The sequence below is a fragment of the Lutibacter sp. genome (genome assembly GCF_046055765.1).
Classification (GTDB): Bacteria; Bacteroidota; Bacteroidia; order Flavobacteriales; family Flavobacteriaceae; genus Lutibacter.
The window spans coordinates 84,347-95,542 of the sequence record NZ_JASFZF010000015.1; the positions used below are offsets into that span (position 1 = coordinate 84,347).

The window sequence follows — 11,196 nt, forward strand, 5'->3', positions numbered from 1 at the left end:
AATAATTTAAACATGAAAAAACTACTAACATTATTTATAATTTTTACAACAATTATTGTTGCAGCTCAAAATAACACTTCATATTGGCAACAACATGTAGACTATAAAATGGATGTTGATTTTGATGTGAATAATTACCAATATAAAGGAATTCAGCAATTAGTGTACACAAATAATTCTCCTGATGTTTTAAATAATGTGTACTATCATTTATATTTCAACGCGTTTCAACCAAATAGCGAAATGGATGCAAGGCTACAAGCAATAGTAGATCCAGATGGTAGAATGGTAAATAATCTTGGAACGAAAGAAAATCCTAAATATGAAAGTAGAATTGCTAAATTAAAACCAAATGAAATAGGCTTTTTAAAAGTACTTTCATTAAAACAAAACGGAGAAGAACTAAAATATTCTACAGATGGAACTATTTTAGAAGTAAAGTTAAATTCACCTCTTCAACCAGGTGAAAAAGTTACATTTAATATGGTTTTTGAAGGTCAATTACCTGTACATATTAGAAGAGCAGGTAGAAATAATGAAGATGGTGTTGCACTCTCCATGGCGCAATGGTACCCTAAAATGGCTGAATACGATTTTGAAGGTTGGCATGCAGATCCATACATAGCTAGAGAGTTTTATGGTGTTTTTGGAAATTTTGATGTAACGCTTCATATTGATAGAAATTATACAGTTGGAGGGACTGGAATACTTCAAAACCCACAAGAAATTGGCCATGGTTATGAAGATAAAAATTTAGCGATGAATGTTAGTAATTCCAAAAAATTATCGTGGCATTTTTTAGCTGAAAATGTTCATGACTTTACTTGGGCTGCAGATCCAAATTATACACATGATAAATTAATAACCTCAAGTGGAACTGAGCTTCATTTTTTATATAAAAATACTTTAGAGTATTCAAAAGCTTGGAAAGAAATTCAGCCATTAACAGAAAAAGCATTAAATTATTATAACGAAAACATTGGCCAATACCCTTGGAAACAATATTCTGTAATTCAAGGTGGAGATGGCGGTATGGAATATGCAATGTGTACATTTATTGCAGGCGGAAAATCATTGAATGAAATTGCTGGAACTGTTTTTCACGAATTTGCACACACATGGTTTCATACTATTTTAGCAACAAATGAAAGTAAGCATTCTTGGATGGATGAAGGTTTTACGACATACATTTCATCTTTAGCTTCAAATAAAATTTTAAGAGGAGGTGATGGTAAACCTTCATCAAGAAATTATAGAGGTTATTTTTATTTAGTTAATAATGGCTTAGACGAACCTTTAACTACTCATGCCGATAGGTTTAATACAAATATGGCTTTTAGCGTAGGAAGTTATACAAAAGGAAGCATGTTTCTTACACAATTGAATTATATTATGGGTGAAGAAAATGTAAAACAACTACTAAAAAAGTATTTTAACAATTTTAAATTTAAGCACCCAACACCTAATGACGCTAAAAGAGTTGCAGAAAAAGTATCTAGACTTCAATTAGATTGGTTTTTAAATGAATGGATTGAAACTACACATACCATAGATTACGCAGTTGCAAAAGTTGAAGAAAAAAGTATTACGTTAGCTCGTGTAGGGCAAATGCCAATGCCAATTGATTTAACAGTAACTTATACTGATGGAACTTCAGAAAATTTCAACATTCCATTACGTATGATGCGAGGTAATAAACCAACAACTGCTACAGTAATAAAAGACTGGACTTGGGCACATCCAACGTATACATTTTTAGTAAGCAAAGAAATTAAATCTGTTGTAATTGACCCTTTGGAAATGATGGCTGATATTAATAAAACGAACAATACATTTGAAAAGGAATAAATTTTTTTAATATCGTCATTCTGAACTTGTTTCAGAATCTTATAAAGTCGATTTCCAATCTATTCCATTAATCTAAAATAACCTTAGATTGATTTAATTTATTGTGAATACTAATATTTTGTAATAATATACTTTCTTAAATTAGAAGTTAAAATATTTTTTAATTCACGGTCATTTCCTTCAGAAGTTTCTATAAAAACAAATCCAAAAATAGGATATTCTTTCATTGCTACTTTTCTTAAACGCAGTGGTTTTTCAAAATCGTTCAACAATAAATCATAATCAAACGATTTTATGTTATCTTGTGATATTCCAGAAGTATTATCTAACAAAATGAGACTGTATTTTTCATCAGCTTTATCTTTAAATATTTCTTCCCAGTTTGGTTTTATTCCATTAAAAAAATACTCGTAAGAATTAATACCATAAGCATACCAAGTCATATCTCCTGTGGTACACCAACCACCAAAACGCATAGGGTTTACTTCTATAGGAATGATGGTTCCGTTCGCATCAATTCTTACCTCAATATGAATTGGGAAATTCTTCAAATTTGCTTTTTCTCCAATGATATTTACTAAACGTTGAATAGTATGAAGGTTAGAAGTAATAATTTCTTTTGAAGTAGAATATACACGATCACTTACATCTTTTCCTGAAGAAAAAATATGATGCATTATATTGAGTATTACTGCTTCACCTTTATTGTTATAATAGCAATCTATTGCATATTCTTCACCTTCAATACATTCTTCAATAATAAAATAGTTGGCATCTAAAACTTCAGTTGGGTAAAAACCCTTAATATGGTTGATGTCTTTTTTTATTTCAGCTAAAACATCTTTCCATTCAGAAGGCTCGTCAACTTTATGAACTCCTAAACTGAAAAAGCCAATTGCAGGTTTAATAATAAAAGGAAATTGTAAATTTACAATTTCTAAGTGGTCTAATTCTTCAAATTTCACCCCTTTAAAAAAGTAATTTGGGTAGGTTTCTTTTAATAATTCACGAAGTCTAATTTTATTTTTAAAAATATTAATTTGGTTTGGAAGTTGTGTTGTGTTTAAATGTTGTTCAACCCAACTAATACTATTTTCTGAATTTGAATAAATAGGCTGATTTGGGTTTTTTAGAATACTATTTTTTGCATTAATTTCAGAAATCCAGTTAAGAGAACTATCGGCAATTAATTCTTCAGCTTCTTTTGTTGCAATAATTTGAAAGTTATTTTCTTTAATAGTTTTTATCAGAAAATCTGAGACGTAGGGTTTATCAATTAAAATCATTTTTTTTTGATGAATTTTATAATTATTTTAAAGGTAATTAAGGAACATTTGTACCTGTAGATGCTGTGTAAATTTTAAACCATTGTTCTAAGCTTAAATCAAATTTTGTTGCTTCTATGGCATTTTTTATTCGCTCAATTTTTTGGGTTCCAACAATAGGAATTATACCAACAGGGTGTTTTAATAACCAAGCGTAAATTAGTTTATCAATACTATTGATATTTAATTCTTCAGCAATTTTAGTAAGCATTTTAAAAATTCGATACTCTTTTTCGTTTGTTGGTTTTAATAATTGTCCTCCAGCCAATGGTGACCAAGCCATTGGTTGTATTTTTTTTTCTAAAAAATAATCAATGTTCCCATTGTTAAAATGTTCTAAACAGAGAGGTGATATCTCCACCTGATTTGTCACTAATTCCTCATCTGTATAAGTATTTAAAGTTTCGAATTGCTGTGGATTAAAATTTGAAACACCAAAGTGAAGTACTTTGCCACTTTTTTTCAAATCTGAAAATGCTTTTGCCACTTCTTCAGGATTAAAAAATGGAGAAGGTCTATGCAACAACAATAAATCAATATAATCTGTTTGGAAGTTTTTTAAAGAATTTTCAACAGAAGAAATGATATGATTAAAACTATAATCGTAATGATTAAGCGTTCTTGATGGATATTTATCTGATTGTAATTTGATACCGCATTTTGTAATAAGTTGAATTTTTTTTCTTAACTCAGGTTTTAAAGATAGCGCATCACCAAACAATTTTTCACAGCTATAATTTCCATAAATATCTGCATGGTCAAAGGTAGTTACACCTAGTTCCATACATTGTTGCGTAAGTTTTAGAAGTTCTTTTTTGTTTAAATTCCAATCATTAAGTCTCCAATGTCCATGAACAATTCTGGAAATTTCAAAATTGGGAGTTCGTTTTAGGCTTTTCATTGTAAAAAATTTAATTAATAACCTTTTTTTGAGCGATTATAAAATTACTTAATTTTAGGGTTATAGAAGTTTTAAGTTTTCACTTTTTATTCATTTTTAAAACCTAAAATCCTCAAAGATTATTTTTCCTCTATTCAATAATATTTGATACGGTTTTTTTCGAGGTAGTTTAACTAAAAATATTCATAAAAGCACCTCATCAAATGAATACATTTTTTACTCGCCCAACTTCTCCAGTTACTAATTGTACTTTTATTCCGTGAGGATGGCTTGAAGATTTTGTTAAAATTCTTTTAACAATACCTTCTGTGAGTTCACCAATTCTTTGATGGTGTTTTTGAACAATTTCAACAGTACTATTTAGTTTGATGTTTTTTCTACTTTTTCCATCTATTTTTCTTTCCTTCATTGTTTATTCTTTAGATTTAATTGATTTTACGAAAATAGAAAAAGTTAAATTTAGTAGGAGAAAAAACCAAAATAAATAAAAAGACATCCAAAAAGAATAATAAACACGGTTAAAAAATTAATAAACCCTTTAGATTTAAACAAATATTTAAAACGATTAAAACTCTTTGGAAATACTAAAAGAAGGATTCCTTTAAATAAAGCAATCCAACCAATAACGGTAATTAAAACAGTCCAATTATCACTCCAAATAGTATGATATTCAAGAATTAATAATCCAAAAACAACTGCTAAAATTCCACCAATAATTAAATAAGTAGTACTCTCTAATAAATATTCAAAAGCTTTTGAATAGTACTCTTTATTAAATAACATTCAATTCCAAATGAGAGGTAAACAACACCAATAATTTTTGCAATAAAAATAGCTATTTCCATACTATTATTTTTAATAGTGTATAGTAAAGGTAAAATTTAAAAAATTGATTTAATGATAAATAGCTATTTTTAATTGAGATAAGATTACTTAATTGTAGCAATACCCCAATAATTAAAACTTGCAGGTTTCCAACCGGGAAGATACATGGTTTCTAGGGTTTGAATTGTAAAGCCATTTGCTTTTATTATAGTAGGAATATCTCTATTTAAATTGCATCCACCACCAATTCGTTTCCAAAATGGATTTATGAGGGCTTGATATTTTTGTACGAAATCATCAGGTGCTTTTCCATGTTCGCAAAATAGTAACTTACCAGTTGGTTTTAAAACTCGCTTTATTTCTGAAAAAGCACTATGTAAATTAGGAATTGTACATAGCGTATAAGTAATTATAATAGAATCAAAACTGTCTGAAGTTAAAGGTAAATTTTCAGCTTCAGCAACAATAAACTGAAAATCAAAGGGTAGTTTTTGTGTATTTACTTTATTTCTTAGCCATAATTCTTTTGAAGGATCTATGGCGGTTAATTTTTTAATATTTTTAGAATAATAAGGTAAGTTTAAACCAGAACCTATACCAATTTCCAATACATTTCCGCTCGCCAAAGGAATTATTTTTTCGCGTTGCTTCATACTTGGTTTTTGACTACAAGCCCAATTAATTGCCTTAGGAAGAATGTATTTGTTGTAAAGGTTCATATATTATGAAACATTGATATTTTGTAAAAGTACAAGATTTTAAATTAGTAATTATACCTTAAAAACTATAAAATATAATTTTACATTTTATAGAAAATATTACATAAATGGTAATAAAATAATGATAAATAGTTGTAAAATGATAATAAATGGTATTTAGACTTGTTTTGTAACTATTTGTGTTGTAGCTTTATAACTTCAAATAAAATTAACAAATCTATAAATTCTTTTAATATGAAAACGGAATCATTTTTAGGAAATTATTACCCAAAAGTAGTATCAAGAGTAGCGAAAAGGAACTATAATACGTATGTAACACATTACAAATCTAGAAATTTAACACCTATGTCTTTAGAAGAATTTTTAAAGAATTATGCAAGCTAATAGTTTTATGCCTAATTTAAATTCACCTAATTTAAAATGTTTTTGACACGCCCTATTTCGCCTACTTCTAATTGTACTTTTATTCCGTGAGGATGATTAGAAGATTTAGTAAGCAATCTTTTTATAATTATTTCAGTTAATTCTCCGATTTTTTGATGCAGTTTTTTTGTAATTTAAGCAGTAAAACCAATTAAATTTTTAAGTAATCAGAACAAATTTTTCTCATTGCTGTATTTGCAGAATTAAAAGCCCATACAATAGAACCTCCTTTTTTACCAGCACTTAAATCACCTAATAAAAACATTCCAGGCACATTAGTTTCATAGTCTTCTTTTAAAATAGGATTAGGACCATTAAATTTAATTCCAATTGTTTTTAAAAAGTTTTCAGGAGTTGATCCTCCAAGCGCATATACAATATAATCAAATACCATATCGGAATAGTGTTTTTCTTCAAAATGAACTTTTGGTTTACCGTTAGCATCACTTAACATTTCTATATTAGAGTCAAACATTAATGTTGTTTTTTGAGTACCTGCCAATGTAAGTAAACAATCTCTGTTAATGTTATTCATTCTATAAATAGTTTTATTTCTGTAACTTAATGTTACTTGGTTATTTTCACTATTTTCTGATAAAAATTGGCAATATTCAGAAGCCGAATCACCACCCCCAACAACCAATATCTTTGAGTTTTTAATTTTAATTGAAGTTAGATCAAAAAGCACTCTTTTTTTTATAGTAGGGATAATTTTATAGGAAGGTTTATTAGGTTTTCCTAAAATACCAACCGCAATTGCGATAGTTTTTGAAGTATATTCACCTTTATCTGTTATAATAGTAAATTTTTGTTCATCATTAGACTTAATTATTTTACTAACAGTTTCGTTATAATTAACATCCAATTCATACTTATTAATTGTTTTATCTAAATATGAAATAGTTTCATGTTTTAATGAATCAACTAAACACATTACACCTGTACAAACTGGTGTAAAACCCTTAAAATTAGCTGTCACCATTTTATTTTCTGGATAGTATTTTTTTATGGTAAATGAATGTTCATTTGCTTTTTCTAAAATTAATACTTTATTTGAAGGAATTCCAAATGTTCTGGCTTCAACAGCCATACTGATACCTCCGGGGCCGGCACCAACAACAACTATTTCGTACATAATTACTTATTTATAAGGTTAATTAAAAGTGAAAAAATTAGACCTAAAGAAGGTGTTTTTGAATTCATTTTTGAAATTCCATTAAATAATTTATTCTTTTTTTTATAACTTTTGTACTATTTTTTAAGTTCTGATATTTATTTTTACTCATCTGTTAATTTTATCTTTCCTCTCGGAAACTGTTCATACCATAAGTTTTCGACTCTTTTCTCCAATGATGTAATACTCAATAACTATACTACTTGTAAATACACGATATTTAGAAGTAGGTTTCATTATAATAAACCATCTAAATGTGTTTTCCCCTATACATGATATAGAGATTTTATAAAAAATTACAACCAGTAACTTCTCTTAACTAGTGAATTTTATAAAAAACTTTAGACAATGCATTTTTGAAAAAAATGTTCACTCAAACATAATAAAATATAACAATTTGATATTTAGTAGTTTACTTTTAAGGGAAAAGAGAAAATGAAAACTTCTTTTATTCTACTTGCTCAATTACATGATTAAAAATTTGATTTTCTTTAGGAATAAAGCCTTTTAAAATAAGTACAATACCAAAAATCATTAATAAAATACCCATTGCGCGTTTTATTTTATAAGCAATGTTAGGGGTTAATTTCTTTTTAAGTTGTTTGGCTAACAATATTTTACCAATATCAGTTATTAAATAGCTAATTATAATAATAGTAAAATAATTGAATATTTTTGAAGCATCCATTTGTAAATTTGAACCTACAATTACAATCATTCCTAACCAAAATGCCAACACTCCAATATTAATGAAGTTTAGTAAAAAACCCTTAAAAAATAACTTTATATAATTCGATTTTTCGGGTAAAACAAAAGTAGTTTCGTCTATATTTTTTTGACCTTTATCCAAATAGGTAATAATTCCGTAGACTAATAAAATTAAACCTCCAATATAAAATAATCGAGGATCATCTTTAATTTTTTCTAACAAACTTTTACTTCCATAATAGGCCATCAAAATAAATGAAATATCACCACAAATTACACCAATATCAAAAACAAAAGCAGCTCTAAAACCTTTTAAAATACTTGTTTTAATTAACATAAAAAATACAGGGCCAATCATAAAGGCTAAGAAAAACCCAATAAGAATCGCATCTTTTATTTCGCTGAAAGTCATAAATTAATTAAATAAGAATGTGAAAATACTATAATTATTAAACATCATCATAATCTACTGTTATTTTTTGTGTAGTTGGGTGAGCTTGACAAGTTAAAATTAATCCTTGTTTTAATTCCTCTTCAGATAAAATAGTATTTTTATTCATTACGGCATTACCTTCAGTAACTTTTGCAATACAACTACTACAAATTCCACCTTGACAGGAATACGGCGCATCTAATCCTTCTTTTAAAGCAGCAGTTAAAATAGTTGTTTTTGAATCCATTTCAAACGAGTTTTCGTCGTCGTCTAAAAGCACTGTTATTTCACTAATTCCTTCAAAGTTTTGAATTATTTTTTCTTTGGAAGAAATAGGAGTTGAAAATAACTCAAAATGAATATTTTTTTCAGCCAAACCATTTTCAATTAATGTTTCTTTTGCTGAAGCTATCATACTTTCAGGTCCACATAAAAAAGCAGTATTAAAAAGTATATCTTTAAATTTATTTTTAATTACATAATTAATATTTCCTTTGTCTATTCTACCAAATAAAGCATCTTTTTTTTGCTCTCTACTAAATATATATTGAATATTAAATTGAAGTTGAAACTCGGTTTTTAAATTATCTATTTCATTTTTAAAGATAGTATCAACTTCAGTTTTATTACCATAAATAAGCGTGAAAGTACTTTTAGGCTCTTCAATTAAGGTATCTTTTATCATTGCTATAACTGGAGTAATTCCACTTCCGGCAGCAATTCCTAAATAATTATTTTTATTATTTGAAGAAGTTTCTAAAATAAATTTTCCTTCAGGTTTTGAAACTTCTAACATAGCACCTTCTTTTAAAACAGTGGTTGCAAAAACTGAAAAAGTTCCATTATCAACAGCTTTTATAGCAATTCGTAGTTCTCCACAATTTGGTGCTGAACAGATTGAATATGCTCTACGAATTTCTTCACCAGCAATTGTTGTTTTAACGGGAATATATTGTCCAGCAATAAATTTAAACTCATTAGTAAGTTCAGTTGGAATATCAAAAACAATAGAAACAGCATCAGCAGTTTCCTTTTTTAGTTCTTTTATGGTAAGCGAATGAAATTTTGACATTTTAATTTTTTTGAACTACAAAAGTAATTAAACTAAATACAACTTTTTGTTAAAAAGAATACCTAAGAATATAATGCATAAGTAAATTATGTATATATTTGAATAATTACTAGTTATAAAAATGGGAAATCAAAAATTATATAAAGGTTCATTACAAACTATTATTTTAAAATTGTTAGCACAAAATGATAAAATGTATGGTTATGAAATTACCCAAAAAGTGAAAGCACTCACCAAAGGAGAATTAAATATTACCGAAGGTGCTTTATACCCTGCATTGCATAAATTAGAAGCAAAAGGAATGTTGGATGTTGAAGTTGCTAAAGTTGATAACCGTTTGCGGAAATATTATAAATTAACTGAAAACGGCACCAAAGAAACCGTAAATCGTTTAGCTGAACTAGAAGAGTTTATAAAAACAATGCAAACTATTGTAAATCCTAAGTTTGCTTAAATTATGAAACTTACTCTTCAACAAATACAACAACTTTACAAATTTACACGTCAACATTATGTAGAGCATTACGATTTACAAACCGAATTGGTAGATCATTTAGCAAATGATATTGAACAAATTTGGAAACAACAACCTACTCTATCTTTTGAGCAAGCCAAAACTATTTCCTTTAAAAAATTTGGTGTTTTTGGTTTTATGGATGTAGTTGGTGAACGTCAAAAAGCCATGGGTAAAAAGTATTGGAAAATAATAGGAAGGTTTATTAAAGAATGGTTTCAATTGCCAAAAATAATACTAACTGCATTATTGTTTTTATCGTTTTATCCGATTTGTAAAACCGCCGCTGCAAACACTTTTTTGCTAGCAATTTTAATTATTTTTTCAATCTATGCATTGTATAAATCCTTTTTTTTAAATAAAATATTAAAAAGAAATTTTAAACAAAATGATAAAAAATGGTTGTTAGAAGAAATGATTTTTAAAACTGGAATGGGATCTTTTATGGCAATTCCTGTCAATTTTTTAAATTTCATGCATTTTTTCCACAAAGGGAATCAAATTTACTCCAACATAGAAGCTTTAATCTATGCTATATTGTTTACAATTCTAGTTATTCTATTTTATATTGTTTTAGAAGTGTTACCCAAAAAAGCAGAAGAATTATTATCAGAAAACTATCCTGAATATAAATTGATACAATTATAATTGCCATGATGATAAATAGTATTATTAGTTAATTTTAAAATACTAATCTATCCTAAAAATGTATATTTGTATGCTCGTCATTCTCAACTTGTTTCAGAATCTCATAATAATTGTAAATTAACATGATAAAGAGTACCCTTGAAATAAATTTAAGGTGATGTGTTAACTATATAACTAAAAAACGGATATACATTAAACTACTATTAAACACTTAAAAAAATGAAAAAAAATTCAGTAATCTTAATCCTTATTTTTATGATAGGAATTTTAGCTACTTCATGTGAAAAAATGAAAAAGCAACAACCAAAAAAAGAAACTACAACCATGCATAATCATGATCAAATGATGATGCATAATATGAAGTTTGAAAAAGATAATCGTATTGCACTTAATATGTCTCCACAAAAAGCGAAACATCAGTTAATGAATATGAGAAGTCATGTAGAAGCTGTGCAATCCATAATAGATTATTTATCTAAAGACCAATATGAAAAGGCTTCAGAATTAGCATCCTCTAAATTAGGTTTAACGGATGATATGAAAATGATGTGTTCTTCATTTAATAACCAAAAATTTGAACAATTAGGATTAGGATTTCATAATAAT

Annotated in this window: 14 protein-coding genes; 5 read left to right on the plus strand and 9 right to left on the minus strand. The window is 27.4% G+C overall.

The annotated features are described in order from the left end of the window. Nucleotides 1-12: 12 nt before the first annotated feature. Nucleotides 13-1,848: a M1 family metallopeptidase gene (locus QM495_RS01685; RefSeq protein WP_408670371.1), complete on the plus strand. Its 1,836-nt coding sequence runs from the start codon at nt 13-15 to the stop codon at nt 1,846-1,848. A 110-nt stretch (nt 1,849-1,958) separates the two neighbouring features. On the opposite strand, the gene QM495_RS01690 is transcribed toward QM495_RS01685, so the two are convergent. From QM495_RS01690 to QM495_RS01710, 5 genes are all read right to left on the minus strand, one after another. After that, the gene (locus tag QM495_RS01690; protein WP_408670372.1) at nt 1,959-3,134 is read right to left on the minus strand and encodes an ATP-grasp domain-containing protein; all 1,176 of its coding nucleotides are present in this window, start codon (nt 3,132-3,134) and stop codon (nt 1,959-1,961) included. Between the two features lie 37 nt (nt 3,135-3,171). Beyond that, nucleotides 3,172-4,074, minus strand: a complete 903-nt coding sequence (locus tag QM495_RS01695) for an aldo/keto reductase family oxidoreductase (protein WP_408670373.1) — start codon at nt 4,072-4,074, stop codon at nt 3,172-3,174. A gap of 199 nt (nt 4,075-4,273) precedes the next feature. After that, nucleotides 4,274-4,468: a YwbE family protein gene (locus QM495_RS01700; protein ID WP_408670384.1), complete on the minus strand. Its 195-nt coding sequence runs from the start codon at nt 4,466-4,468 to the stop codon at nt 4,274-4,276. A 65-nt stretch (nt 4,469-4,533) separates the two neighbouring features. Next, nucleotides 4,534-4,857 carry a hypothetical protein gene (locus tag QM495_RS01705; protein ID WP_408670374.1) on the minus strand — a complete coding sequence of 108 codons (324 nt, stop codon included), beginning with the start codon at nt 4,855-4,857 and terminating at the stop codon, nt 4,534-4,536. Nucleotides 4,858-5,003: 146 nt separating this feature from the next. Next, nucleotides 5,004-5,552, minus strand: a complete 549-nt coding sequence (locus tag QM495_RS01710; protein WP_408670375.1) for a class I SAM-dependent methyltransferase — start codon at nt 5,550-5,552, stop codon at nt 5,004-5,006. A gap of 300 nt (nt 5,553-5,852) precedes the next feature. On the opposite strand from QM495_RS01710, the gene QM495_RS01715 reads away from it, so the two are divergent. Further along, nucleotides 5,853-6,002 (plus strand): hypothetical protein, encoded by a 150-nt coding sequence (locus tag QM495_RS01715; protein WP_408670376.1) that lies wholly within the window; start codon nt 5,853-5,855, stop codon nt 6,000-6,002. A 26-nt stretch (nt 6,003-6,028) separates the two neighbouring features. Here QM495_RS01715 and QM495_RS01720 read toward each other — a convergent pair whose 3' ends face one another. From QM495_RS01720 to QM495_RS01735, 4 genes are all read right to left on the minus strand, one after another. Then, nucleotides 6,029-6,175, minus strand: coding sequence for a YwbE family protein (locus tag QM495_RS01720; RefSeq protein WP_408670385.1), 147 nt, complete (start codon nt 6,173-6,175; stop codon nt 6,029-6,031). A 17-nt stretch (nt 6,176-6,192) separates the two neighbouring features. Continuing rightward, the gene (locus tag QM495_RS01725) at nt 6,193-7,176 is read right to left on the minus strand and encodes an NAD(P)-binding domain-containing protein (protein WP_408670377.1); all 984 of its coding nucleotides are present in this window, start codon (nt 7,174-7,176) and stop codon (nt 6,193-6,195) included. 487 nt (nt 7,177-7,663) lie between these two features. After that, nucleotides 7,664-8,335, minus strand: coding sequence for a LysE family translocator (locus QM495_RS01730; RefSeq protein WP_408670378.1), 672 nt, complete (start codon nt 8,333-8,335; stop codon nt 7,664-7,666). A 37-nt stretch (nt 8,336-8,372) separates the two neighbouring features. After that, a complete protein-coding gene (locus QM495_RS01735; protein ID WP_408670379.1) occupies nt 8,373-9,428 on the minus strand; it encodes a 2Fe-2S iron-sulfur cluster-binding protein in 1,056 nt (351 codons plus the stop codon). 121 nt (nt 9,429-9,549) lie between these two features. On the opposite strand from QM495_RS01735, the gene QM495_RS01740 reads away from it, so the two are divergent. The 3 genes from QM495_RS01740 to QM495_RS01750 form a co-directional block, all read left to right on the plus strand. Then, nucleotides 9,550-9,882, plus strand: a complete 333-nt coding sequence (locus QM495_RS01740; protein WP_408670380.1) for a PadR family transcriptional regulator — start codon at nt 9,550-9,552, stop codon at nt 9,880-9,882. A 3-nt stretch (nt 9,883-9,885) separates the two neighbouring features. Further along, nucleotides 9,886-10,590: a hypothetical protein gene (locus QM495_RS01745; RefSeq protein WP_408670381.1), complete on the plus strand. Its 705-nt coding sequence runs from the start codon at nt 9,886-9,888 to the stop codon at nt 10,588-10,590. A gap of 219 nt (nt 10,591-10,809) precedes the next feature. Next, nucleotides 10,810-11,196, plus strand: a 387-nt coding sequence (locus tag QM495_RS01750; RefSeq protein WP_408670382.1) for a hypothetical protein, incomplete at its 3' end; no start/stop codon positions are given.

Excerpts from the sequence above, each read along its gene's own strand:
- QM495_RS01715 (WP_408670376.1), top strand. The coding sequence starts at position 5,853 with ATGAAAACGGAATCATTTTTAGGAAATTATTACCCAAAAGTAGTATCA.
- QM495_RS01735 (WP_408670379.1), bottom strand. The coding sequence starts at position 9,428 with ATGTCAAAATTTCATTCGCTTACCATAAAAGAACTAAAAAAGGAAACT.
- QM495_RS01690 (WP_408670372.1), bottom strand. The coding sequence starts at position 3,134 with ATGATTTTAATTGATAAACCCTACGTCTCAGATTTTCTGATAAAAACT.
- QM495_RS01725 (WP_408670377.1), bottom strand. The coding sequence starts at position 7,176 with ATGTACGAAATAGTTGTTGTTGGTGCCGGCCCCGGAGGTATCAGTATG.
- QM495_RS01740 (WP_408670380.1), top strand. The coding sequence starts at position 9,550 with ATGGGAAATCAAAAATTATATAAAGGTTCATTACAAACTATTATTTTA.
- QM495_RS01705 (WP_408670374.1), bottom strand. The coding sequence starts at position 4,857 with ATGTTATTTAATAAAGAGTACTATTCAAAAGCTTTTGAATATTTATTA.
- QM495_RS01745 (WP_408670381.1), top strand. The coding sequence starts at position 9,886 with ATGAAACTTACTCTTCAACAAATACAACAACTTTACAAATTTACACGT.
- QM495_RS01710 (WP_408670375.1), bottom strand. The coding sequence starts at position 5,552 with ATGAAGCAACGCGAAAAAATAATTCCTTTGGCGAGCGGAAATGTATTG.
- QM495_RS01685 (WP_408670371.1), top strand. The coding sequence starts at position 13 with ATGAAAAAACTACTAACATTATTTATAATTTTTACAACAATTATTGTT.
- QM495_RS01730 (WP_408670378.1), bottom strand. The coding sequence starts at position 8,335 with ATGACTTTCAGCGAAATAAAAGATGCGATTCTTATTGGGTTTTTCTTA.
- QM495_RS01695 (WP_408670373.1), bottom strand. The coding sequence starts at position 4,074 with ATGAAAAGCCTAAAACGAACTCCCAATTTTGAAATTTCCAGAATTGTT.